At 51.3% G+C, this 26,142-nt stretch carries 19 protein-coding genes; 1 reads left to right on the forward strand and 18 read right to left on the reverse strand.

Annotated features, from left to right (window positions below; translation table 11 throughout):
• Window position 1: 1 nt before the first annotated feature.
• The 18 genes from PAG01S_RS05880 to wbaP all read right to left on the reverse strand — a co-directional run bounded on the left by PAG01S_RS05880 (window position 2) and on the right by wbaP (window position 23,750).
• Entirely contained in the window at window positions 2-1,219 is a 1,218-nt protein-coding gene (locus PAG01S_RS05880; protein ID WP_062758032.1) for an ABC transporter ATP-binding protein, read from the reverse strand.
• Window positions 1,219-2,013 (reverse strand): ABC transporter permease, encoded by a 795-nt coding sequence (locus PAG01S_RS05885; RefSeq protein ID WP_062758081.1) that lies wholly within the window; start codon window positions 2,011-2,013, stop codon window positions 1,219-1,221. Before PAG01S_RS05885 ends, PAG01S_RS05880 begins: the two co-directional genes overlap by 1 nt.
• The gene (gene cpsG / locus PAG01S_RS05890) at window positions 2,013-3,392 is read right to left on the reverse strand and encodes a phosphomannomutase CpsG (protein ID WP_062758034.1); all 1,380 of its coding nucleotides are present in this window, start codon (window positions 3,390-3,392) and stop codon (window positions 2,013-2,015) included. The genes PAG01S_RS05885 and cpsG overlap by 1 nt, the downstream gene beginning before the upstream one ends.
• A 14-nt stretch (window positions 3,393-3,406) precedes the next feature.
• The gene (locus PAG01S_RS05895; RefSeq protein WP_062758036.1) at window positions 3,407-4,822 is read right to left on the reverse strand and encodes a mannose-1-phosphate guanylyltransferase/mannose-6-phosphate isomerase; all 1,416 of its coding nucleotides are present in this window, start codon (window positions 4,820-4,822) and stop codon (window positions 3,407-3,409) included.
• Between the two features lie 547 nt (window positions 4,823-5,369).
• Window positions 5,370-6,383, reverse strand: a complete 1,014-nt coding sequence (gene galE / locus PAG01S_RS05900) for a UDP-glucose 4-epimerase GalE (RefSeq protein WP_062758038.1) — start codon at window positions 6,381-6,383, stop codon at window positions 5,370-5,372.
• Window positions 6,384-6,425: 42 nt separating this feature from the next.
• A complete protein-coding gene (galF, locus tag PAG01S_RS05905) occupies window positions 6,426-7,328 on the reverse strand; it encodes a UTP--glucose-1-phosphate uridylyltransferase GalF (protein WP_010248118.1) in 903 nt (300 codons plus the stop codon).
• A 278-nt stretch (window positions 7,329-7,606) separates the two neighbouring features.
• A complete protein-coding gene (locus PAG01S_RS05910) occupies window positions 7,607-8,947 on the reverse strand; it encodes a lipopolysaccharide biosynthesis protein (protein WP_010248120.1) in 1,341 nt (446 codons plus the stop codon).
• A complete protein-coding gene (locus tag PAG01S_RS05915) occupies window positions 8,944-10,167 on the reverse strand; it encodes a glycosyltransferase (RefSeq protein WP_010248122.1) in 1,224 nt (407 codons plus the stop codon). The genes PAG01S_RS05910 and PAG01S_RS05915 overlap by 4 nt, the downstream gene beginning before the upstream one ends.
• 4 nt (window positions 10,168-10,171) lie before the next feature.
• Window positions 10,172-11,434 carry a colanic acid biosynthesis pyruvyl transferase WcaK gene (gene wcaK / locus PAG01S_RS05920; RefSeq protein ID WP_010248124.1) on the reverse strand — a complete coding sequence of 421 codons (1,263 nt, stop codon included), beginning with the start codon at window positions 11,432-11,434 and terminating at the stop codon, window positions 10,172-10,174.
• A gap of 159 nt (window positions 11,435-11,593) precedes the next feature.
• Window positions 11,594-13,810: a phage tailspike protein gene (locus PAG01S_RS05925; RefSeq protein WP_062758040.1), complete on the reverse strand. Its 2,217-nt coding sequence runs from the start codon at window positions 13,808-13,810 to the stop codon at window positions 11,594-11,596.
• 82 nt (window positions 13,811-13,892) lie between these two features.
• The gene (locus PAG01S_RS05930; RefSeq protein WP_010670977.1) at window positions 13,893-14,927 is read right to left on the reverse strand and encodes a glycosyltransferase; all 1,035 of its coding nucleotides are present in this window, start codon (window positions 14,925-14,927) and stop codon (window positions 13,893-13,895) included.
• A 46-nt stretch (window positions 14,928-14,973) separates the two neighbouring features.
• Complete coding sequence (locus tag PAG01S_RS05935) at window positions 14,974-15,726, reverse strand: glycosyltransferase family 2 protein (protein WP_062758041.1); 753 nt, start codon at window positions 15,724-15,726, stop codon at window positions 14,974-14,976.
• A gap of 69 nt (window positions 15,727-15,795) precedes the next feature.
• The gene (locus tag PAG01S_RS05940) at window positions 15,796-16,713 is read right to left on the reverse strand and encodes a glycosyltransferase family 2 protein (protein ID WP_010248134.1); all 918 of its coding nucleotides are present in this window, start codon (window positions 16,711-16,713) and stop codon (window positions 15,796-15,798) included.
• Between the two features lie 128 nt (window positions 16,714-16,841).
• Window positions 16,842-17,978 carry an EpsG family protein gene (locus PAG01S_RS05945; protein WP_010248137.1) on the reverse strand — a complete coding sequence of 379 codons (1,137 nt, stop codon included), beginning with the start codon at window positions 17,976-17,978 and terminating at the stop codon, window positions 16,842-16,844.
• Between the two features lie 277 nt (window positions 17,979-18,255).
• Window positions 18,256-20,433 (reverse strand): tyrosine-protein kinase Wzc, encoded by a 2,178-nt coding sequence (gene wzc, locus PAG01S_RS05950; protein WP_010248139.1) that lies wholly within the window; start codon window positions 20,431-20,433, stop codon window positions 18,256-18,258.
• Between the two features lie 12 nt (window positions 20,434-20,445).
• Window positions 20,446-20,880 carry an arsenate reductase/protein-tyrosine-phosphatase family protein gene (locus PAG01S_RS05955; protein ID WP_010248142.1) on the reverse strand — a complete coding sequence of 145 codons (435 nt, stop codon included), beginning with the start codon at window positions 20,878-20,880 and terminating at the stop codon, window positions 20,446-20,448.
• 9 nt (window positions 20,881-20,889) lie between these two features.
• Window positions 20,890-22,029 carry a polysaccharide export protein gene (locus PAG01S_RS05960; RefSeq protein ID WP_010248145.1) on the reverse strand — a complete coding sequence of 380 codons (1,140 nt, stop codon included), beginning with the start codon at window positions 22,027-22,029 and terminating at the stop codon, window positions 20,890-20,892.
• A gap of 287 nt (window positions 22,030-22,316) precedes the next feature.
• Window positions 22,317-23,750, reverse strand: a complete 1,434-nt coding sequence (gene wbaP, locus PAG01S_RS05965) for an undecaprenyl-phosphate galactose phosphotransferase WbaP (RefSeq protein ID WP_010248148.1) — start codon at window positions 23,748-23,750, stop codon at window positions 22,317-22,319.
• 795 nt (window positions 23,751-24,545) lie between these two features.
• Between wbaP and PAG01S_RS05970 the strand changes: the two genes are divergently transcribed.
• Window positions 24,546-26,117, forward strand: a complete 1,572-nt coding sequence (locus PAG01S_RS05970; RefSeq protein ID WP_062758043.1) for a TerC family protein — start codon at window positions 24,546-24,548, stop codon at window positions 26,115-26,117.
• The last annotated feature ends 25 nt before the right edge of the window (window positions 26,118-26,142 follow it).

Consider the following 26,142-nt stretch of genomic DNA (forward strand, 5'->3'; position numbering starts at 1 on the left):
TCTATTTAATCTCAATATCGGGGTCAATCCAGGCACATCCAGCAAAATGCGGTTTATTAATATTTATTATATTAAATACTAGTGCAAGATCTCGCCATTCATAATTATTCACTAAATGCGTATCGGTACTTACCAGAGCAGTTTGAATAGAATAACTTCCAGGCCCAAGGTTTGCATTAAATTTAATATTAAATGTATATATTGACCCTTTTTTAGCATCAATAATTGGCTGTTTTTTCAGGTCCGTATTCGTTCCATATACAACCTGCCCTAATCGATCTTTAATTCCATAACCCAAAACAAGTCTTGGGAGGTCTTCATGGACTTCAACATCAATTTTTAAAGTAACATCCTGTCCAACATCAATAAACTCGATACTCTCATTTTTACTATTTAATATTTTTATTTCTTTAACGGTAGCTTCACCGCTACCTGAAATTGTCTGAATATTTCCATCAGGTAATTTAACTTGTTCTATTTTTTGATTTTGCTTATCAGCCAATAGAGCATTGTAATAATCCATAACTGCTTCAGGATCACCTTCCATTTCAAGTTTACCTTGATTAAGAAGTATTGCTTTATCACACAAGCTTTGTATGGATTGTTTATCATGCGAGACGATAAGCAGTGTAGTGCCATCCCGATTAAATTCTCTTATCCTATTGAAACTCTTATGTTGGAAATAGGCGTCGCCTACAGATAATGCTTCATCAACAATTAATATATCTGGACGCACAGCGGTAGCGACTGAGAATGCCAGTCTCATTTGCATCCCGCTGGAATATACTCGTACCGGCTGGTCTATATATGCTCCAATCTCTGCAAAATCTTCGATTGCAGGCATTAGTTCATAGATTTCACTGAGACTATAACCTAATAACTGTCCAGACATAATGACATTTTGTCTGCCAGTAAAATCAGGATGAAAGCCCATGCCTAGTTCCAACATTGCTGCTACACGACCTTCTAACTTTATCATTCCAGATGTCGGTTGTGTCGTACCAGTAATCATTTTTAGAAGCGTACTTTTACCAGCACCATTTATTCCTATAATACCTAGTGCTTCGCCTGGATTCACAGCAAAAGAAATATCTTCCAACACCCATTTTAATTTGTGGTATTTTTTATTACCTGGCATGAACCATTCTGCGAGACGGCTCCACCTGGTTGGATATTGTTTGTAAGCTTTACCCACGCTTTCTACTGTAATTTTACCCATTATAATTCATCCACCATTTCACCTGAATGCTTCCTGAATAACTTCAATCCAATTATACATAATAATATCCCAATAATTAGCGCAGGTAACAACTGATGGAATTGCGGATAAATGCCTTTTACTAAAATATTTTGGGCTGAAGAAATGACACCATACATTGGATTAAATGAAAGATAGTGTTTAATCTTTTCAGGTAAAATCTCAGCAGGATATATAATAGGTGTTAACCAGAACCAAAATTGCAATGCGATTCCGAAGAACTGCCCTACATCCCTAAAGAAAACATTTAAAACTCCCAAAGTTATACCCAATCCCATTGCGAAAATGATCATGACGATAAGAACAGGAATTAAAGAAAAATAGCTTAAACCCGGGAAGTTTCCTGTAAAAAGAAGGAATAAAGTAAACAGGCCAAAAACTATTGCAAAATTCAAAAGCGCATTACAAGCTATCGTTACTGGCAAGCAAAGCCGTGGAAAGCTAACTTTTTTCAATAAATTGGCATACTCAAGAAAAACGTTTTGCCCCCTCCCCACAATCTCAGCAAATAAACCCCATGTTAAAATCCCTGAGCAAAGATAGACACTATATCCAAAAGTATTACTGACTCCTGGCATCTTAGAATGCATAACCTGAGAGAAAATAACTGTATATACAACAATCATCGATAATGGATTGAGTATATTCCAGGCTGCACCGAGTAATGAGTTCTGGTATTTAGATTGGAACTCTCTCTTAACATTACCAAGAACGAATCCTCTATAGCTCCATAATGCTTTGCCTAACGAAATAATCATTGAGGTGCCTTTATTAATAAACTAATTTTTTCTAACATGTCGTTTACTAAGACAGATTCTTTCCTTGATTCGATATTCAATCTTAGTAAAGGCTCAGTATTTGATGTTCGGATATTCATCCTCCATGTATAAAACTCAAGACTAATTCCGTCAGTCTCGTCTCTTTTTACTGCTTTGCTTGCGTATAAATCAGTGATTTTTTCAATTATCTTGTGTGCGTTTTGAACTTTGAAATTAATCTCACCACTGCAGGGAAACGCCTTCATTCTTTCCGAAACCAGCCCGGAAAGCGTCTCTCCTTTCACTGCCAGCAGTTCTGCCACCAGCAGCCATGGAATCATACCGCTGTCGCAGTAAGCGAAGTCACGGAAATAGTGGTGCGCACTCATCTCACCACCGTAAACCGCGTCTTCTTCACGCATGCGCTCTTTGATAAACGCATGACCGGTTTTAGACATCACCGGAATACCACCCGCTTTGGTCACCACATCAATGGTGTTCCAGGTCAGACGTGGATCGTGAATGATTTTCGCTCCTGGCTCTTTCTTGAGGAACGCTTCGGCTAACAACCCAACGATGTAGTAACCCTCAATGAACTCTGCATTCTCATCAAACAGGAAGCAGCGATCAAAGTCACCGTCGAAGGCGATACCCATATCGGCCTGATGCTCACGCACCGCATCAGAAGTGTCTTTGCGACACTCCGGCAGCAGTGGGTTCGGGATGCCATTCGGGAAGTTACCGTCAGCTTCATGATGAACTTTGATGAACGTTACTGGCGCATTGGCCTGCTTAAAGCGTTTTTCAATTTCATCAATAATATGACCTGCAGCACCGTTACCGGAGTTGATCACCAGCTTCATTGGTTTAGTGAAGTTGCTCAGGTCGATGTAACCCATCAGGTGATCGACATAGGCATCCAGCACAGAAATCTGTTTATAGCTGCCGCGCTTACTCTCTTCTACCGGAGCAAAGTCATTCGCTTCAGCCAGGCGCTGCACGTCACGCAGACCGGTATCACCACTGACCGGGCGAGCACCTTCCCGTACCAGTTTCATCCCGTTGTAGTTCATGGGATTGTGACTGGCAGTCACTTCAATGCCGCCATCAATGCCTAAATGAAACGTGGCAAAATAGATCTCTTCTGTTCCGCTCATACCAATGTCGAGCACATCGGTACCCGCATCCCGCAGTCCATTAGCCAGTGCCAGCTTTAACGACTCGCTGGTCAGTCGGACATCGCCGCCCACCACGATCGTTTTTGGCCGGATAAATTCACCATAGGCGCGGCCAATGCGGTAAGCGATGTCTTCATTCAGTTCAGTGCCTAACTCGCCGCGGATGTCATAAGCTTTAAAACAGGTCAGTGCTGCCATGATCGTGTCTGTCCTTACTTACTTGCAAACTGTTGTTTAATCAAAATGAGGTCGTCATCACCAAGGTAAGAACCCGACTGGATTTCCAGAAGTTCCAGGGGAATTTTGCCTGGATTTTCTAACGTATGCGGGTGACCGATTGGAATAAAGGTTGACTGGTTTTCTGTCAGCAGCAGGGTTTTATCCTGAATAGTGACTTTCGCTGTGCCTGAGAGGATCACCCAGTGTTCGGTGCGGTGATAATGCATCTGCAGTTCGAAGGCTTCACCCGGCTTAACCGTGATGCGGTTAACGTTGAAGCGGCCAGTGTTAACCACCAGATCGCAACGTCCCCATGGCCAGTAAGTTTCACGATGGCGGCGATATTCGCTGCGGCACTCGTTTTTCAGGAACTCAACCACCCGCTTAACATCCTGTACCTGGTCTTTACGTGCAACCAGCACAGCATCTTTGGTGTTCACAATGACCAGGTTTTCAACGCCGATGGCGGCAACCAGTTGATCTTCACTGTTGATGTAGCAGTTTTTGGTGTTGTGCAGGAAGGTATCGCCCTTCAGCGAGTTGCCGTGAGCGTCTTTGTCGTTTACTTCCCACAGTGCAGACCATGAACCGACATCACTCCATCCGGCTGCCAGCGGGACGACCACTGCGGCATCGGTCTGTTCCATTACTGCGTAATCCACTGACTCGTCAGGACAGGCGATAAAATCATCTTTATCAATACTGATGAAATCATTCCCTTCTTTCACGTTAGCCATGGCGCGACGGCAGGCTTCCAGAATATCCGGGCGAAATTTCTCCAGCTCCTGCAGATAGCGTTTAGCCCGGAACATGAACATGCCACTGTTCCAGTAGTATTCACCGGACTCAAGATACTGCTCAGCGGTGCTCTGATTCGGTTTTTCAACAAAGCGCTGAACCTGATAAGGGCCGCTTTCTGCGCCTGGCAGTGCTTCGCCACGCTGAATGTAGCCATAGCCGGTTTCCGGACCGGTTGGCACGATACCAAAAGTCACCAGCTTGCCCTGCTTGGCATAAGCGGTAGCGACCTGGATAGCCTGATGAAACGCAGCACGGTCTTCAATTACGTGATCGGCGGCCAGCACCAGCAGAACCGGATCATCACCCTGCTCTACGGCGTTCAGCGCAGCCAGCGCGATGGCCGGAGCAGTGTTACGCCCTACCGGTTCGAGAATGATGTTATGGGATAGCTTGTTAATTTGTCGCAACTGCTCAGCAACCAGGAAACGATGCTCCTCGTTACAGATGACCATCGGTGCACGCGCTTCGACGCCGCTCAGACGATTAACCGTCTCCTGCAGCATGGAGTGCTCACCGTGCAGACAGATGAACTGTTTAGGATAAAGTTCGCGGGAAAGGGGCCATAAGCGGCTGCCGGTTCCTCCGGCCATGATTACGGGAAGTAACATTCCACATCCTCTAACAAATTTAAACATGCTATGCATATAAGCGGGTCAATTTTTACTCATTATGAATAAACAGCCACGCTACCGCCCCTGGCTTGCAGCAACCAATGCGCTGTGTGATAGGAATCTTGCCTTCACAGGTTAGCCTGTCGATGCGCTGATTATATTTCAATCAATCGCATACGGGTTCCGGGATAACTCCAAATAGTACATTTTGTGCGGCAAAAATAATATGCCTAATCTTTCATTGCCACTGACAAAACTTAAGAGTGACTAAACATTGATCTCATCCTGCATGAGTAAATGTAATCACTGGCAAAACAGCATAGTAGCGTATGAGGAATCACGCTTTGCGCCTCTTCACAGAGTCGGATTAGCCGCTATTGTGATTAAACGCTACAGAAGCCAGACCAGGATAATTCCGTATTAAGTCATCAGTCACTCACAATCTGGCATTAAGGTGAGGAGAGTGAGCAGGAATATGCAATTTCTCTTAACGCAGGCACAAAAAAACCCGGCCTGAGCCGGGTTTTTTGAATTTCATCGCAGACTACCGAAACCCATCCGGGTTCTTGCTCTGCCAGTTCCACGTATCGCGCATCATCTCATCGATGCCGCGCGTCACGCGCCAGTCGAGCGTCGTATTTGCCAGTGACGCATCGGCCCAGAACGCAGGCAGGTCGCCATCGCGACGTGGCTTGATCTCAAACGGGATCGCCTTGCCGGACGCCTTCTCAAACGCTTTGATCATCTCCAGCACCGAGAAGCCTTTGCCGCCGCCCAGGTTAAAGGCGGTGTAGCCCTCAACTTTGCTCAGATAATCCAGCGCTTTCAGGTGCCCTTCCGCCAGGTCAACGACATGGATGTAGTCACGCAGACAGGTACCGTCTGACGTATCGTAATCACCGCCAAACACGCCCAGCTTCTCCAGACGACCAATCGCGACCTGTGCAATATACGGCAGCAGGTTGTTTGGGATGCCCGCCGGATCTTCACCGATTTCGCCTGACTCATGCGCGCCAACCGGATTGAAGTAACGCAGGGCAATCGCCTTGAACTTCGGCTCAGCTTTGGCGAAGTCGCGCATCACGAATTCGGTCATCAGCTTAGAGGTGCCGTATGGACTGGTGGTGCCGCCAATCGGGGTAGTCTCAACGTAAGGAACCGGGGCATCTGCGCCATAAACGGTTGCTGATGAACTGAAGATGAAGTTCCAGACGCCGGCATCACGCATCTCTTCCAGCAGCACCACGGTGCCCGCGACGTTGTTCTCGTAGTACTCCAGCGGCATACGCGTAGATTCACCGACTGCTTTAAGCGCAGCAAAGTGGATTACGGCTGAAATGCTGTTGGATGCAAACAGGTCACGCAGACAGGCGCGATCACGGATATCGCCTTCAACGAAGGTCGCTTTTTTGCCTGCCAGTTTCTCAACGCGGTTAATCGCTTCGCGTGAGGCATTGCAGAGGTTATCCAGAACCACAACATCATCACCGCGCTGCAACAGCGCCAGTACCGTATGGGAGCCGATATACCCTGCTCCGCCCGTGACTAAAATTGCCATGTGAGCTCCTTTCAATCTGCCGCGCAGGACGCGGCAAATAAATTACTGTTGTTTTGCGAGGATGGTCTGGATAGCTTCGCGGAAATCGCGACCCTGCGCGTTGCTGCGCAGGCCGTAAGAGACAAACGCCTGCATGTAACCGAGCTTACGACCGCAGTCAAAACTGTGACCGGTCAGCAGCGAAACATCAACGGTTTTATGTTTGCTCAGGCTCGCAATCGCATCGGTCAGCTGGATACGGCCCCACGCGCCTGGCTCAGTGCGCTCCAGTTCGGCCCAGATATCAGCAGAGAGGACATAGCGGCCTACCGCAGCCAGGTCAGAGTTCAGTCCGGCAGTATCTTCAGGCTTCTCAACGAAATCGGTAATGGTGCTGATGTCGCCAGGGTGATCAATCGGCTCTGCAGTGGTGATTACCGAGTACTCAGTGAGATTGGACGCGGGCATATGCTGCGCCAGGACCTGGCTGTGGCCGGTCTCTTCAAAACGGGCAACCATTGCTGCAAGGTTGTAACGCATGTGGTCAGCGGTGGAGTCATCCAGCAGGACGTCTGGCAGCACGACCACAAACGGATTATCACCGATCATCGGACGGGCACAGAGAATAGAGTGACCCAGGCCCAGCGGCTGCGCCTGGCGCACGTTCATGATGGTTACGCCTGGCGGGCAGATAGACTGCACTTCGCTCAGCAGTTGACGCTTCACGCGCGCTTCAAGCAGCGCTTCGAGCTCATAGGTGGTGTCGAAATGGTTTTCTACGGCATTTTTCGATGCATGCGTGACCAGCACAATCTCTTTAATACCCGCGGCAACACACTCGTCAATGATGTACTGGATCATCGGTTTGTCGACGACAGGCAGCATCTCTTTCGGAATGGCTTTAGTCGCAGGGAGCATATGCATACCGAGGCCCGCAACCGGGATTACTGCTTTAAGCTTGGTCATATTTATTCCGTTTAATAAAATGAAGATGTGGGTCGATTATGCAGGATCGGCCGGAAGAGCAAGTATAATCTTTATCTGAAAATCGGACAGTAACTCTCTGTCATAACTTGGAAATTCGGCATTTTGCCCATTGCCAGCAACGGTATAAACTGAATAAAGACAATCAGTAATCGAATATCGCCTCTGTTATTTCCACCACAGCTCGCCGCGCGGCTGAGACCAGCCATAAATGAAAACGGGCGACCCTGAGGCCGCCCGTTGATATAACGCAATTGTGATTACAACCAGCCTTCAAACCACTCCGGCATCACAAACAGATTAAAGTGATTGACCAGCAACATTATGCCCACAAATACCACCGACACCGCCACCCATTGCCGGGCATAGGGAATAAACCGAATGCCAATTACCGGCTTGATAAAGAACGGATGAGCCAGTGCCGAGATCAGGATCTGCGAGATGGAGAGCGTCAGTGCCACATAGAGCACGTTCGGCCAGATAAAGGTGGTTGCCAGCACCGCCAGAACCACAATACTCGCCACGATGTTCCAGTAGAACTCAACGTTGGTCCGTCCATTGGCCTGGGAAATTGCCCCGGTCAGTCCGCCCATCGGCCGCAGCATACCAAACAGCAGCATCAGCGGAATCAGATGATAGACCTGCTCGTGGGATGCGCCGTAGAGCACACGAACGATAACCGGCGAGAAGATGCCAATCACCAGGTACATCGCGCTGCTGAACAGCATGATCCCCAGCGTGCCTTTGAGGAACAGCTTCTTCAGCTGCTCGGCATCGTGCTGCTTCTCTGCAAAGCGCGGCAGTGCCAGTCGGTTAATCACCGGCGTCACCAGCTTCAGCGGTTGCAGCACCAGCTCTTTCGCCAGCGAGTAAACACCCAGCATCTCGGCGCCCATCACTTTACCGACCACCAGCGCATCGGCCTGGGTACGCAGCTGGTTAATGGTCTGCGAGCCGAGCTGATAGCTGCCGTAGCGAATCGCACCGATAAAGGTCGCTTTGTCGAACTCCCAGGTCGGACGCCACGACTTCTCACCCAGCGCAATCATGCAGAGGATGCGGGTAAAGGCGTTGATGAACAGACCGAGAATCGCCGCCGCTACGGTGAGCGAGGTGAACTCCAGCATCGCCACCACACAGAGGAAGGCAAACAGCTTGGTGCCCATCTCAATCTTCGCCAGCGAAACCATCCGCTTGGTTTTGATGTAGTGCGCCTGATACTGCGACAGATGCCCCAGCACCAGGAAGTTGAGGCTGGTCAGCATGATCAGACCCACCAGCTCCGGCAGGTGATAGAACCAGGAGACCGGGAAGGCGATCAGCAGCATGATCAGGCCAGTACACAAGCTGAGTGAGACGTTCACCCAGTAGATAGTGCTCTGCTCACGACGGGTAATGTTCTGGCGATGCACCAGATAACTGCTCATCCCCATATCCTGCAGCACACCCGCCACCGCCAGGATGGCGTTGATGATGGCTAACAGACCCAGCTCGTGGGTTTCCAGTTTGCGGGCGAGAAAGCTTAGCTGTGCAACCTGCAGCACTGCCGAGAAGCAGGTGCTGCCGAACAGCCAAATCGCCTGTGACTTAAATCCACTCACACCAGTCGCTCCAGAATCTGTGCCAGTTCGCCGTAGGCGATATGCTGATTAAATTCAGTCTCAACTTTGTGACGGGCGGCCGCGACCACGGGCGCCACATCCACTTCACCCTGAGAGAGCTTCAGCAGCGTCTCCGCCAGCGCCTCAGGATCGTCCTCTTCCACCAGCCAGCCAGATACGTTGTTTTCGATCAGCTCCGGAATGCCGCTGTGGAAGGTTGAGACCACCGGCAGGCCGACCGCCATCGCCTCCATCAGTGCAACCGGAATACCTTCCATATCGCCATCTGCGGCGGTTTTGGAGGGCAGCAGGAAGATGTCAGCCTCACTCAGCGCGCGACGGATCTCCTCCTGCGGTTTAAAGCCCGGCATGCTGACGCAATCTTCCATCCCCTCGCGGGCGATGAAATCACGCATCATCTCATCCTGATCGCCGTTACCGATAATGGTGTACTGAAACTGACCGCCACGTTGCTTCAGGATGGCGCTGGCTTTGACCGCCACATCCAGCCCTTTCTTCTCGGTCAGACGTGCCACCGAAACGATACGCAGCGGCGTCTGAAACGCCTGGCGCGGCTGGAAGTTAAACTTCTCCGGCTCAATGCCCATACGCGTAACGTGAATTTTTTCCGGCGGGCAGCCCATCTCAATCAGCTTGTTCTTCCACAGATTGCTGATAGGCAGCATCAGCTCACTCTGGCGGAACAGATTCACATAGTCGAGTTTGTGCTCTTCCAGAATGTGACGACGGGAAATATCGGCACCGTGAAACACGGTCGCCTGTTTACCCTTGAGCACGCCCAGCTCACGCAGCTTGTTCGCCAGCGCACCGGCATAGCCGAAATGCACCAGGAACACATCTGCGGTGAAGGTCTGCTTTGCATTCGCCACAATCGACGGCAGCAGCAGTTTGCTGGACTGCGCGCCATAACGGCGCACATTCAGCGAACGCAGCAGCGACGGCTTCGTCACTTTTGGCAGCACCAGCTTGATGCGCTGGTTCAGCTTATCGACAATCGAGATCTTCTCTTCCGGCAGCAGATAATGCGTCTTCGCCGCCAGACCATACTCATCAAAAGCGGCATGCCGGTTCACTAAATCGCCGGGAAAGACTGAAATAATCTCCACCTCGTAACCGGCATCAATAAAGTGGGTTACCTGATTTAATACGAATGTCTCAGAGGCAACCGGGAAACGCATGGTGAAAAAAGTCAGTTTCATCACATTACCCTAATACTTTGAGAATCTCTTCAGTGATCCGGTTGCCAATTTCCCTTTCATTCGCAACGGCCGTGTCGACCTTGAGCTTGATGTTGTCGTAATCGGCAAGAACAGTTTTCACCTTGTCGATTAGCGAGCCATCCATCAGGCTTTTCACATCGGTTGCCATCTGCGGCAGACCAAGCTGGTTCATCACACCCATCGACTTGTGCTCGTAGTTGATCGCCACAGCCGGGGTGCCAAAGTTCATGGAGATAATCGCCGAGTGCAGGCGGGTACCAATGGTCAGATGGCAATGATTCAGCAGGATGCCCAGTTCCAGGTCATTAAACTCATCCATAATGACATGGTAATGTTCAGGCTGCGTCACGTGGTCACGCAGGGTCAGTGCAACCATGCGGTCATCTTTGGCATAGCTGTCGATGCCGGTACAGGTTGAGAACGCCACAACCTGATAGCCTTCAGCAATCATGGCATTGATCACCCGGCCAAATGCCGCTTCATACTCTTTCTGCGTCACACCCAGACGTTTATCAAACGGTGCCAGTTCACGCACGGTGATCGCGATGGTTTTACGGCCATCGATAATGCCCTGCCAGTAGAGCAGGTTATGGCTCGGATTTTCGACTTCGCGTGCCCGCACCAGGAAAGCGGTATCAACGCCAGACGCGACTTTAGAACTGGTCACGCCATCGCGCTTCATCAGGTCAAGGCTGACCGATTCACGCAGCACCAGGCTGTCGACCCGATCAAAGACAAAGTTTGCCAGCGCATTGACGCGCGGGTTCTGGAACGGCCCCACCGAGTGACCGATCAGGTAGATCGGCTTTTTCGCCATCAGCGCACAGAGCGCATGGTCAAACTGGGTCACGCCATAGAGGTCAACGAAGAACGATCCGCCAACCTGAATAATCGCATCATATTTTGCCAGACTGTCAGTAAACGCCTTCAGGTGCGGCGGTACAGCGAACGACTTAAAGATCCCGCCCTTGCCCAGATGCGCCATCATGATATCAGGCATCAGGCGGTTCGCGACTTTACGCTTGAACGAACCGACCAGACCTTTGCCTGATTTGCTGTTGTGCAGATACAGCGCATCCTGCTTAATATCCTGCTGAAGCAGATAACCGGAGCTGGTTGGATAACGGCTTATAACATCAATTTCTAAATCACTGCGTGCAGACTTCATTGAATCAATCAGTCCACGAAGAATCGCGCCATCCCCGCGATTTCCACACGTATGGTTACCCACCAATAAAATTTTCATAACAACTCCGAATGAATTTTTTTAATTCTGTAAGCCGCCCAGATCCGCAATGGGCAAAATGAACTCTGTTTAAAGTAATGCTTTACGGGATAACGCACCCAAAGGTAGTGCTCCTGTTAAAACCGGCCGCCTCCATTGTGGCGGCCGTGATGCAAGGGATTACGACTTGATTGCGAAGTAAGGCAGTGCGACCTGTTTGCCGTTGATTACGACGGAAACAAAGCCTTCCGGCTTGCTGGTATCGACCTGATCGGCGGAGAGCGGACGGGAAGCCATCAGCAGATCGCCCTGCTCGTTGGCACCCACGCCCGCTTTGCCGTTGTGCAGGCTGAAGCGCTGCGGCGCGCGTTTAGTCGCGTCGCCCGCCGGAGGATTGCCCTTCTCCATCTTCGCGTTAACGCGCGCACAGCGACCAGTGACAAAGCGATCTTTACCGGTGGTTTTCACCAGCACGGCCACCGACGGCGTCCAGCCCGCCAGTTTGACGAAGATGCGGACATCGGTGTCATGCTCAGCCACATAGCGCACATCGACAATCGGGCTGCTGCCTTCGGCCGACCAGCTCGCTTCAGAGCGATCTTTTTTGCGCTGTACGTGGATCATCGCGCGGCCACCGGTGGTCTTGTCACCGATGAGGTTCATCAGCGGCTTATCGCCACTGCCGTTGCTGAACTGCGACTGACCAAAAATTTCGATCTCCCACGAATCACCCACGGTCGGGGAGTAGAGGCTGCCGAGATCAAACCAGGTCTCCTGATTCGTGTTGTTCTCTAAACGCCAGCGCGAGGTGATGTAGTTGTACTTCAGGCTGCCATCCAGCGCGACGCCATAGGACTCCACGCGGGTCGATCCCATCTCCCAGATGCTGAGCAGACGGTCGCCCTGCATGGAGTTGTCGATCCAGCTGCCCGACTGCAGGCTGGTCTGGCGCATATTCAGGCGCGTGTTATGCGCGATCAGCGGATTTTTACAATCTTCCAGGCTCAGCGCATCGACAATCCACTGGCCGTTGGAGAGATCGCCCGGGTTATCACAGTGCTCAATCCAGCCGTTATGGATAATCGACTGGCCGCAGCGCGGCAGGTTGAGGACTTTGCCACCACGACAGTACTGCGCATTGAAGTTCGACAGTTCGATCGCGGTGCTGTGGTCCCATTTGCCCTGCTTCTGCCCTGACCAGCCCGATTTGATCACATCACCACTGCAGCGTGAGGCGTACCACTGGTCGATTTTACAATCCAGAGTATCCTGCAGGCTGATGGCAGTGCCGCCGACTGCGTTAAAGCGCAGGCAGGCACCACGGAAATATTGTCCGCCAGGGCAGTTGTTATGGAAAAAGCCCTGCTTGTTGGGGCTCTTATCGCTGTTGCCGTTAAAATTCAGGTTGGAAAGCTCAACCCGACGGGCATTCATCTCAAAGACGAACTCTGACTTACCATCTGAGACAATAGTGGTCGCCGGGAAGTAGCCGAAGTTTACCATCGCACCGGACATGCGGAAGAAGTTGAGATACTTATCGCCAAGGTTACAGGCTGAGACCATGAAGGTACCGGCCGGGAACTGGACACAGATCTGCTGGTTTGCCTGCTGTGACCACTGGAACATCGCCATAATGGCGGGCGCCGTATCGGTTTTGCCATCGGCAATCGCACCGAAATCAAACAGCGTCAGGCGGTTAAAATCGTCTACCACGCGACGCCAGGAAAAGCCCTCACCGGCAAAGTTTACGCCGCCATCATTCTGAGCGGGCTGGAAGCTGCCGACAAACTCGCCGCCGCCGACTTCCCGTCCTTCATGCCAGCTTTTCAGCTTAACCTTGGCCCCTTCAAACAACGGACGGGTTTTGCGTAACTCCGCTACGGACGGGATCTCACCAATCAGCTGATAACCCGCGGGCTGCGCCAGACGCTGACTGAAATCTGCAGCGCCCGGACGGCTGACATCTGCGATGTTGAACAGCGTCTGACCGCTGCTGTCCTCGACTGCCATCGAATGCGACGGATTGGCAATCAGCGCAGCATTGTCCTGAATAAACTGGGCAAAGTTACCTTTGTTCAGCGCGATAGGCTGAGCAATCTCCGACACTTTGCCGCTGGCATCACGCAGGAAGACCGGGATCTGGTTGCCCGGTTTGCTGGCATCTGCGCCCGCTTTACCAATCCAGAGTTTGCCTTCAAAGCCCTGCCAGAACTGCGGTGGCATGGCGTAGACATTTTCCGGGGTCAGAATTGGCACGTCGCCTTTAGGCACGTCAGTGGCATCAACCGGTTTCAGGGCGATACCGTTACTTTTTGCAGCGTAGCTGGAAAAGGTGCTCACGGAGAGAGCCCCCACCAGAGCGGAGGCGGCGGTCTGTAAAACTTCTCTTCTTTTCATGCATCAATTCCCGTAGTCAATAAGGCCATTGGCCATGGCGGTGTCCCTGAGGCACGTCGCAAGTGAGCTTTTCCAGCTCCGGTTAAACCAATGACAGCCAGCTTTGCTTAATCTGATTACCGTCGAATTTCAGCGCGGTCTGTTTCGTTTTTTCGCTCATGGCATAGAACAGCGCGTCATCGCTGGCGAGCTGCTCCATTCGGGCCAGAAACGTGGCTTTGTCGTTCATCGGAACCAGGAAACCATCTTCACCGTGATTGATGATCTCCTGTGGACCGGTCGGGCAGTCATATGCCACTACCGGCAGTGACCAGGATTTTGCTTCCAGCAGCACCAGTGGCAATCCTTCATAGCGCGAGGTCATCAGCGCCATATCGCTGTCGCGATAGTAGTCGTTGATATTGCTGACCTTACCGACAAACTTCACGCTGTCGGTGATGCCCAGCACCGCCGCCTGGTCATGCAGTTGCTGACGCAGTTCACCGTCACCGGCAATCACCAGCGTCCAGTCAGGATGGCTGCGGGCGAAGTCGCGCCAGATATCCAGCATCAGGTCAAAGCCCTTCTGGTTATCCAGTCGGCCTACGGCCAGCGCCTGGCGATGACGGGTCTGGCGCTGATAGTCTTTGTAAACCACCGGGTTGGGGATTTGCTTGCTGGGAATGCGCCAGCGGCTGAACACCTGATGATCTTTGTCGGTCAGAACAATCACGCGGTCGTAGTAGCGCAGCAGCAGAAACTTGAGGAACTTAATCGGTTTGCTGAAGGAGTTAATGGCGATGTGTTCGCAGGCGTAGGCTTTGCCCCGCTTCTTCTTCATCGCCAGCAGATTCCAGAAAGCGAACATCACGCTCAGGCGACCCATGCTGATCAGGAAAACGGTATCAAAGCCCTCTTCGTGAATCCGGGCAACCGCGCTTTTGATCGGATTGCTCTGCCCTTCAAAGCTGACGATCTGTTTGACGTGCTCAAACGGGTAAAAGGTTTTTCCACTGCCTTCCAGCGAGTAGATGGTGACTTCATGGGTCTCGCCAAGACACTCTGACATGAAGTTACAGATGTTCTCGGTGCCCGCATACGAATAAGCATCTTTGATCACCAGGACAATTTTTTTCATGAAACGCTATCCACCTCAAATTTTAAAGACAATCCTGCCGACAGGCTTAACGATGCTTAAAGGTAAACAGCACACCATTCACCATATACCAGGCGTAATAGTAATAGATTTTTAAAGGATTGTTTTTATAGATAATTCTTAATAATTCAAGGTGCCACTGGGCCGCTTTGTTCTTATTACGGGAAAGGGAATCGCCTAATTCGTAATAGTTGACCAGAATCGTCTGAATTACGCGCGCCTGCTTATAGCGGGTGAATAATTCATACAAAAACAGGAAATCTTCGTGGCCTTTGCGCTGGAAGAAAAGCCCCTGCGGCGGACGGCGGAAACAGACGGAGGAGAAGCAGACGCGATACTGCTTCTTCACAAAGTTTTCCTGCTGCAGGTAAGGTTTGCCGTAGGTAATGTCGTGCTCAGCCTTGCGGGTTTTATAGTGATATTCGGTAATCACAAAATCATCACCGGCCGCGATGGCAGCGACCTGCTGGGTCAGTTTATCCGCATGCCACTCATCGTCGCTGTCGAGAAAGGCGATAATCTCTTCAGTGGCCGCGCGCAGCCCGACATTTCGGGTCTCTGCTGCGCCCATGTTGACCGCGTTATCCAGAATGGTAATGCGCGGATCCTGACAATGCTCACGCACAAATTCCAGCGAGTCATCGGTCGATTTATCGTTGACCAGATACAGATGCCAGTCGGTATAGTGCTGATTGATAACCGATTGCACCGCGCGTAACACCGTCTGACGTGCATTATACATAGGCATGACGATGCCAACGGTTCCAACAGAAGTATTCATCTTCAACCCTGAATTAATCGTAAAAAGAGTCGCTCCCGGCATCAGGAGCAGAGCGAGGCGCGGCGCGCGTCAGGAGATCGCTTTCTCACCGCCGAAACGTGCTTTGACCTTGTCTTTAACCCGGTTCATAAAGTAAGCACGGTTGTCTTTGTTGGTGAGGAAGAAGTAGCGCGCAAAGCTCAGGCTTGCCATCAGCGACTTACCATCCATCTTGTAGCGCAGCGGCAGCTTAAAAGCTTTGTAGGTGTGGATGTCACGCGGGGTCAGATGCGGCTTCATGCTATCGAGCCAGAACATCGAGTAGTTCACCGATTCGCCTTTGTGTTTCGAGCCAAATTTAGTGACCAGGTGGTAGTTCGCCAGCGGTGCAGCGATCATCACAAAGTCATAGCCCATGCGGTCGGCACGAATGCAGAAATCATAGTCCTGATGACGGATGTAGCGGGTATCGAACTGAATTTTCGCCGCGTCTTCCCGCTTCAGCACAATGGTGCTGGTCTGGATAAAGCCGTAGCAGCCGAACAGATACTCCGCGACCGTTTCATTTTTGCCTGGCGGCTGCATCGGCATCACTTTCAGGAACGTGCCATCCTGATAGATATTCACCTGGCTGAAAATGACGAAATTCTTTTTGCCCTGCGCGTCCAGCTGAGCAATTTTTTCGCTCACCTGCTGCAGTTTGTCCGCCGCCCACTCATCATCGGCGTCAAGGAAGCTGACGTAGTCACCGGTCGCCAGCTCAATTCCTTTGTTACGTGCACCGGCTCCGTTGAGTTTGACCTCGGAGAGCACCAGATTGATATCGAGATCCCGGTAGCGTTCGCTGCGTACCACATCCGCCAGCGCGGCGGCATCCGCAGATTTATCATCAACGATGATGACTTCGAAATTGCGATACGTTTGTGCTTTAACGCAATCCAGCGTCGTGACAATCGATTCTGACGCGTTATAAGCCGGAATTACGATGGAGAAACGAATGTCCTTCATTGCCAGCACCTCATTAAAGTAGTTCAAAAATAAACAGTTCATTCGACAACGGTCGATGAAAAACCTGTGTTCTGACCGACGACCGCCCCTGGGTGAAACTCGTCACCCAGGGGCGGTCGTCAGATTGATTAGTGGATCAGCCAAAACTCCCGCGCCACTTCATAACCGGTAACGGCCTGTTTGGTTGAAATGGTGTTGTAGTAGAGGTAATAGAGCAGGAAGAACACCAGCATGGCATACAGCGCTGGCTTCCAGGATCGCCTTGCCTGATAAATCAGCGAGGTCAGGATGATCGGCTCAACCTGCTGCAGATAGTTGGACAGGCGCGAACCTGACGGGAAGTTATACAGGAAGATCCTGATCGCTCCGCCGATGGCAAAACTTAAAATCAGCAGATAGTTAAGGCGATACTGGGCGTAATTCTCGCGCTTCAGCTTATCGGTCAGCATGAAATAGAAGAAGACGAACACCAGCATGATGTTTTTCAGGTTCGATACGGCCAGGATGCTGCCACCCATTGCATAGGAGGGGTCATTGTTATAGCCCGATGCCCTCTCTCCCAGCGATCCCAGATGACCGGCAATCAGGGCAATAAAGCCCGAGCCGCCCACAACCGATAGCGGCAGACTGGCAACGATGATAATGACCGGCCACCAGCGCCAGTCCCGGATAAACAGGAACGGCACAAGCGTCACCACCATGACACCGGTGTTATGGCTCGTGAACGACAGAATAAAGAAGGCAAATGCCCACCAGTAGCGCTTGAGATAGATCGACCAGAGAACGCCAAGGAACAGCGCAGAACTCAGGCCAAAGCGAATCTGGTTAATGTCTTTGTTGATAAAGATGTGCGCCGAATAGAGCACCAGCGCCAGCACCGGATACGGAGACATCTTCCTGAAAAACCAGGTGTTGATGGAAACGGCAATGGCGCAGAAGACAAACAGGAAGATGCTGGCATTGTGCGAAAACAGGCTGGTGAGCCAGGCCATCGCAAAAATCAGCGGTTCGTAACGGAAAAACGCAACGGTATTAAAGAAGCCATTAATCTCAATACGTCTTACAAAGTCTTCGAAGAAGCTCCGGTACTGAAAGTCATCCATGCCGGTACCAAGACCGCGTATTCCCCCGAAAATAATCAAAGTCACGGCGGCAAAACAGAGTAGCCAGGTCAGAATATAATTTGTGCGTTCGTCTTTTTTTAACGCTATTTCAAACAGCGAAAGCAGCAGTAAAAAGCCTGATACATACCAATATGGAGCCATGGTGTGATTCCTTAATTCCACAAGTTCTCATGCCAGCAATAATCACGCTTCGCCTTCCCGACTGGCTTTACAGCGAGTCTGATTGCACGGTCACAAATTGCGTGCGGGCGATGCCTGCTGGTGATGAATTCTGTTGAGTGACGCTCGCCATGCGATTTATAGATGTATCGCTTTTGTGGGTTTGGACAGAATAACCTGTGTAAATTGATGCGTGTCGTCATTCAAAGGGACGATAAAAAGGGGCGGTCAGACCGCCCCCTGTTTTATTGCTCAATGATCAGCTTTTGTTCGTCTTGCCGTAGTCATAGGCGTAGTAGTCATACCCATAGCCATACGCATTAGCGGCTTTACGCACCACGGCGTTGAGGATCACACCTTTAATCTCAATACCGTTCTGGGCAAAGCGTTTGAAGCTGACGTCCACTTCTTTGGTGGTGTTGGCTTCGAAACGCGCCACCATCAGTGAGGTACCGGCCAGCTTACCGATGATAGAGGCATCGGTGACGGCCAGGATTGGCGGCGTATCGATTAACACCAGGTCGTAGTTCTTGCTCGCCCACTCCAGCAACTCACCCATGCGACGATGCATCAGCAGCTCAGACGGGTTCGGCGGAACCTGACCACGTGGCAGGAAGTCGAAACCGTACACGCCCTGCTGAATCAGCGCCGGGCTGAATTCAGTTTTACCGGACAGCACGTTGGACAGACCTGATTTGTTATCTGCGCCCAGCAGTTCGTGGGTATAACCACGACGCATGTCGCCATCGATAAACAGAACACGCTGACCCGCTTTCGCGACCAGGGTCGCCAGGTTGGCACAGATAAAGGTTTTACCAATACCCGGGCTGGCACCGGTGATCATCAGGATGTTGTTTTTCGCTTCCATCATCGCGAAGTGCAGGCTGGTACGCAGGCTACGAATCGCTTCGATGGAGAGGTCAGTCGGGTTACCCAGCGCCAGCAGCGTTTCGTGCGGATCGGTTTTCACCTTGCTGCCACGACGCGCCAGGGCTTCGGTATCCTTCTTACGCTGCCAGTCTGACAGTGGAACGCTGGCATAGACATTCATGCCCAGCTCTTCCAGCTGATCCGGGTTCTCGATGCCGTGATGCAGCAGCGCTTTCAGCAGAACCAGACCCACTGACACAAACAGACCGAAAATCAGGCTCGCGGCGATGATCAGCAGCTTCTTCGGTGCAACAGGCGAGTTAGCAGTCTGCGCGCCATCGATGATGCGGACATCACCCACGGTGCTCGCTTTACTGATACCCAGCTCCTGCTGACGGTTCAGCAGCTGCATGTAGATCTCCTGACCAGACTGAACGTCACGGGTCAGACGCAGGATTTCCTGCTGAGTCTGTGGCATGCCAGCAATTTTCTTGTTCAGCTGAGCCTGCTCACCTTCCAGCGTTTTGCGTTTTTCAAGCAGCGCGCGATACGTCGGGTGATCTTTGGTAAACAGCTGAGAGACTTCGGCTTCACGGAAGGTCAGTTCGTTCAGCTGACTCTGCACGCTGACAGAGGAGTCCAGAGCGGATTTCGCTTCCAGTGACAGGTCAACAGATTCGTTCTGACGACGGAAGGTGTTCAGCTTGTCTTCCGCTTCATCCAGCTTGCTGCGCACGGCAGGCAGCTGAGTGCGTAAGAACTCCAGGCTTTTCTCTGCCTGCGCTGACTTGCGTTCAACGTTCTGTAACAGATAGTTATTCACAATCTGGTTCAGCACTTTACTGATCTGCTCTGGATCTTCACCCAGATACTCCAGACCCAGCACGCCGGTATCTTTACCTTTGTCTGCCACGGTCAGGTTAGAGAGCACTGAACGGATCGCCTGCAGGTTATTCAGCTTGGTCACGGTGAAGCTGGTGCCTTCATCAGCGTGAATCTCGCTGACCAGCATGCTGATGTCGCCGTGCGACTCCAGCTGGCCGACTTTACCTTTGAACAGCTCATCGCCATCTTTTGAGACGGTGTAGCTATCCGGACCGGTCACTTCCAGTTCAACGTTACGTTTGTCGATAGTGCGTGGGATTTCCAGGCGCGAAATCGCGATACTGGCGGGTTTGTTGCCCATCAGGCGCGACAGACCTTTACCGATAACCGGGAAATAGTTCTGCTCAACGACGGTATCCAGACCCAGATCGTCAACGGTTTTGCCGATGACCATACGGGATTCCAGAATCTCGATTTCCGTATCAGAGGCTGGTGTCGGTGGCAGAATGCTGTCAATTTCGTTCAGAACGGTGCTGGCATTCTTCTGCTCAACCTGAACTAACGCATCTGCGCTATAAATGGGTGTTGCAAACAGTGTGTAGAGTGTTCCCGCCAGCATGAAAAAAGCGGTAACGGCAACAATGATCCAGCGATGATCAATTAGCTGTCCCACAAGATGCGCCAGATCCCATCCATTCGAATCCTCTCCCGGCGCGGTTCTGACCTTATTTTTTATATTCATGGATAATCCCAACTATCGGCTTAATACGTTCACCCACTTCTGGGTAGCGTTTTCCAGTAATCCGTAAATCTCTTCAAAGGCCTCACGGCTTTTTCTGTACGGATCCGCAATTTCTTTCTGATTGAGCCAGTGCCCAAGCAGCATGGTTTTGCCACGCGCGGCCGGGTCGATGCGATTAACCTGTTCAATATGTCGCTTTTCCATCACCAGAATCAGGTCAACATTGCGGCACATCTCTGCCGTCAACTGTTGCGCCTCATGTCCTTCCAGCGACAGACCCTGCGCAGCAGCGACTTCAGACGCCGTCTTGTCGGCCGGGTGGCCGACCAGCGCCCCCAGGCCGGCAGAGCGAACGTCTAAATCAGGCAGCGCACGTTTAAACAGGCGCTCTCCGGTAGGAGAGCGGCAGATGTTGCCAACGCAAACGACTAACACGGACTTAATCATGACGGGACCTTAATTACCCCAGGTACGGATACGCGATGCGGCCTGTGTTGCATCGTTGATACCTGCGATGGTCGGTATCAACTGTCCAATCACACGGTTCCAGCGCGTCAGCGGCGTAGAGGTGACATAAACGATGTCGTAAGGCTGGAGCTGGAAATCGGTTCCCATCACCATGGATGCCGCATCTTTGGTGTTCAACTGATAGATGTTGGCAATCTTGTTGCGATCGGTGCCGTGCAGTGGACGGATAACGAATACACCGGTGGCGTCAGAGGTGGTTTGATCCATCCCGGCCGCATTGCCCAGTGCTTCCGCCAGCGTCATGCCGCTACGGTCCATTTTCAGGGTGGTCTGCTGCTTCACTTCACCCATCACGAAGATTTTCAGATCATCGTTACGCGGAACGTAAAGAATATCGCCTGGATAGAGGAGGTGGTTCTGGCTCAGGTCACCATTCTGCATCAGTGCCTGCAGAGAGATGCGCTGTTCACGACCGTTGTGCGTCAGCACCACGTTGCGCCAGTCAGCATCAGCGGCCAGGCCGCCAGCGGCGTTGATCGCATCCAGCACCGTCAACGGAACGTTGGTGATGGGCTGCTGACCAGAAGTGGTCACTGAACCCGTCACATAGGTTTTCTGTGATTTGAACGAGGCGATGCTGACATCAACCTGTGGGCTTTCAATGTACTGAGCCAGACGACGTGACACTTCGTCACGCACTTCGCCGACGGTACGGCCCGCTACACGCACACGACCGATGTAGGGATAGAAAATGGTGCCGTCAGAATGCACCCAGTTACCGGTGTCGCTGGCGCTACGGTACTGACCCGCTGGGGTGGTCAGTTCCGGGTGATCCCAGACCGTTACGGTCAGGACATCGCCCACACCGATACGGTATTCGTAGTTCTGAATTTCGTTCTGCAGGGCAGGATTCGTCTGAGCCACCAGTGGCTTCGGACGCATCCTTTCAACCAGTGAAGGCGTTAACGGGAAGACGTTGACATATTTATCGATGTCAAAGTTGCTATCCTGCTGTTCAACAACATCTTTTCCTGATGTAGAAAGGTGAGAACCTGGTTCGATCGTACACCCGCTAAGGAATGTGGCGGATACCAGCAAGGGTATCAATTTCATTTTGATTGTAATCATTTAGATCTTCGCTATCAGTTATTTATTGATAGAGGCGAAACCGCCGCTGTGTAAGCGTCCAACAAAAAGTAAATCCTACCTGACTTAAGCACTGAACCTGTCGTTCATTATCCTTGCTCCACTTGTTATAAGTAGCGGCCATCTACCAGGGTGTACCCTGAACGCCACGCATCATAGCGGACTATGGATGCACAGCGATATCCCTGATGATGGCCACTATCAACGACACGCCTGACAACGGCAAAACACCTCTGAGCGCGCATTAACGCGCTCATTCCGACTCACGATTAATAGGCACCATCGCGTTTCAACACCACGCCCACTGTTTTAAACAGAATCGCGATGTCGTTCCACAGTGACCAGTTTTTCACGTACCACGAGTCGAAATAGACGCGGGTTTCATAGTCAACATCATTACGACCGCTGACCTGCCACAATCCCGTCATGCCTGGCTTTGCCATCAGGTAATAATCAACATCACCGGCATAACGACAGAGTTCATCTTCAATGACCGGACGCGGTCCGACCAGACTCATATCACCGCGCACCACGTTCCAGAGCTGAGGGAGCTCATCGAGGCTTGTTTTACGGATGAAGTGGCCCACTTTAGTAATACGTGGATCATTTTTGAGTTTGAAATCTTTATCCCATTCTGCACGGGCAATCGGATCAGTGCGCAGCACCTCTTCCAGCACTTCTTTTGAATTAATGACCATCGAGCGGAATTTCAGGCATTTGAATTTACGGCCATTCATTCCCACACGCTCGTGACCATAAATCGGTGGTCCACCGTCACGACCCACCAGGAAGCCCAGTACCAGCAGCGCTGGCATCAGCATCAGGATAATCGAGAGCGCACCCACGATATCGAATGCCCGCTTCAGGAAGCGCGACGTGCGTTTAGCCAGGTTGTTCTGAACCCGCAGGATCATCACTTCATGGCTGAAGATATAGGCCATGTCGGTACCGTAGAGCGGTACACCACGCAGGGTTGGGATCACTGACACTGAACGGCAGTTGTGCATCGCCAGCGATTTAAGCCAGACATCACGGTACTGACTCTGCTCATACTCAACCGCAACGATAAACTGCGTTTCGCTGTTGGTGAGGCTCCAGAGCTCCTGCTCGTCGCGCAGCACCGGCACGCCGTTCATGATCTCCTGCGGACAGGTTCCATCAACGTCATAGAAGGCGATAACGTCAAAACCCATGACCTCTTCGCTTTGCAGCGCCTGCCAGGCTTCGTGCGCATTTTTGCTGCTGCCGATAATAATGGTCTGTTTTTTCCACAAGCCATTTTTATTCAGCAGACGTTTAGAAAGCGCGCGGCAGGTCGGAATTAAAATCAGCGCCAGGATCCAGGTCAGTAACCAGACGAAACGCGACATCTGCCACTGCGACAGGGCGGTAATCGACAGGTCGATAACAGAAAATATAAGAATGGTACGAAAAACTTCTTTTAATTCGAACCAGAAAGGTTTGCGGTAAGTGTAGTGACGCAGCCTTACCCAGAACCAGCCAATACAAATTACCGACAGACAAATGTGTGTGGCAATTTTTAAATTCATTTCTTTTTCAGAAATATCTGCCAGCGGCGAATCTGACTGCAAATTAATTAGCATCATCGCCAAAAAGAACGCTGCGTTGAAACAAATTAAGTCTGAACATGCCAGCATTAATTTGGTAATAAGACTTTTAAACGTAAATTCTGTATCGCGCATATTTAACTCTTTATTTTATTTCCTTAAACCCGCAACGGCTATCGCCTGTTTAATCATTAAGCGACGAAACCTCTCCAGAGTGAGCCGTTTCTAAGGGGAGCTCCTGCGGCGTTTACGCCAATGATCTTAACCATGAAACCAATAATATCGTGATGAATACCAACAGATTACTCTGACTTAACCACCGCCAGCGCTGCTCACTTTATCAACAAAAACGCGATTCGGGCACGCTACCGCCCTTGGCTGTCGCTGCCAATATCGCTGTCATCATTCATAATGCTCCCCGTAATGTGTTAGCGTTACCGCAACGCATCATACAGACGTTCACAGGCGAATTACTCATTCGTGACATTGCGATTAATGTCGAATAGGTACGCAGATTACGACTCTGGGGCAGAGTTTGCTAACTTGTTGCTATACTAGTTATTACTGGCTTGTTTACAAGCAGGTCCCGCCATCCCTGGACTATTTTAGGAAAAAGACTACCAGCAATTAGTATTGAGGCCTGACGGGCAGTGCAATCCTTTCTTCACAATTCGGATTAATGCCATACTCCCGATGAGATAAATCGCATAAGCCCGACAGGTGAATATCTCTTTCCTGTCAGCCAATGACTAAGAATTATCTCTACTGCGCCCTGTGAAGTTAATCAAAGCGTCACACTATTATGTTCATATTTTGCACGATATAGCGCGGTTATCTGAGAACATGCCCCCTGCCCTGCCATTTGTACGTGGCTTCGCACTCCACTATCATCAGAGAAAACTCAATTTAAGACATTCAGGTGAACAACGCATGCTGGAGGTAATTGCAGATCCCTCGCTATGGGCGGGATTAGTCACGCTAATCGTTCTGGAACTGGTTTTAGGCATCGACAATCTGATCTTCATCGCCATCCTGGTTGAGAAGCTTCCAGGGCCGCTTCGCGACCGCGCGCGCGTGATTGGACTGCTGCTGGCGTTATTGTGCCGATTATTGCTGCTGGCATCGCTTTCCTGGCTGGTTACGCTGAAAGAACCCTGGATTACGCTTATGGGCCACCCCTTCAGTGCGCGCGATTTACTGCTGCTGACAGGCGGGATTTTCCTGCTATTTAAAGCCACCACAGAGTTGAATGAGCGTCTTGAAGGGGATGATGAGGCGTCCGGTCAACAAAAAGGCGGCGCTAAATTCTGGCCGGTGGTGGCGCAAATCGTGGTGCTGGATGCCATCTTCTCGCTGGATGCGGTGATTACTGCCGTCGGCATGGTTAATGACTTACCGGTCATGATGATTGCGGTTACCATCGCCATTCTGCTGATGCTGCTCGCCAGCAAGCCGTTAACCCGCTTCGTGAACAACCATCCGACGATTGTGATCCTCTGCTTAAGCTTTCTGCTGATGATCGGCTTCAGCCTGGTGGCGGAAGGCTTTGGTTTTGTGATTCCCAAAGGCTACCTCTATGCGGCAATCGGCTTCTCGGTGGTCATTGAGGCACTGAACCAGCTGGCGCACTTTAATCGTCGTCGGGTGCTGTCGGCCGGTCGTCCGCTACGCCAGCGCACGGCGGAAGCGGTGTTACGGCTGCTGCGCGGCGCGGCAGAACCGGCGGAGCTGGATGCGAAAACCTCGTCACTGATTGCTGACAGCGATGACAGCATGCTGTTTAACCGGCAGGAACGGGTGATGATTGCCCGCGTACTGGGCATGGGTCAGCGCCACATTAACAGCATCATGACCTCGCGCCACGACGTCGAACATATCGATCTCAGTGATGATCCGGCAGAGATTATGTCGCGCCTCGACCGCAACCAGCACACGCGAATACTGATCACGGATCACTCCAGCGAACCGCTGGGCGTGGTTCACGTTATCGATCTGCTGCACCAGTCACTGCACCAGAACTCCCTCGATTTACGCGCCCTGATTCGACAGCCGCTGGTCTTTCCTGAACGGCTGACGGTGCTGCAGGCGCTGGAACAGTTTCGTCAGGCCCATACTCACTTCGCCTTTGTGGTTGATGAGTTTGGTTCGGTGGAAGGCGTGGTGACGCTGAGCGATGTAATGGAGACCATCGCCGGCAATCTGCCGAATGAGGCGGGTGAAATCGATGCTCGCTACGATATTCAGATTCAGGATGAAGGTCACTGGATTGCTAACGGTCATATGCCGCTGGAAGATCTGGCGCTCTATGTGAAATTGCCGCTCGATGAGCAGGGTGACTATCATACGCTGGCGGGATTACTGATGGATAAGCTGCAACACATCCCTCAGGAAGGCGAAGTGTTGCAACTGGGTGACTATCTGCTGCGAACGCTGCAGGTCGAAAATCATCGGGTGCAGAAAGTCGAGATCCTGCTGCAGCCCGATATCAGTTACGAAGTCTGAGCGATTAGCAGGCCGAAGGGAATGC

This window comes from Pantoea agglomerans NBRC 102470 (assembly GCF_001598475.1).
Lineage (GTDB): Bacteria > Pseudomonadota > Gammaproteobacteria > Enterobacterales > Enterobacteriaceae > Pantoea > Pantoea agglomerans.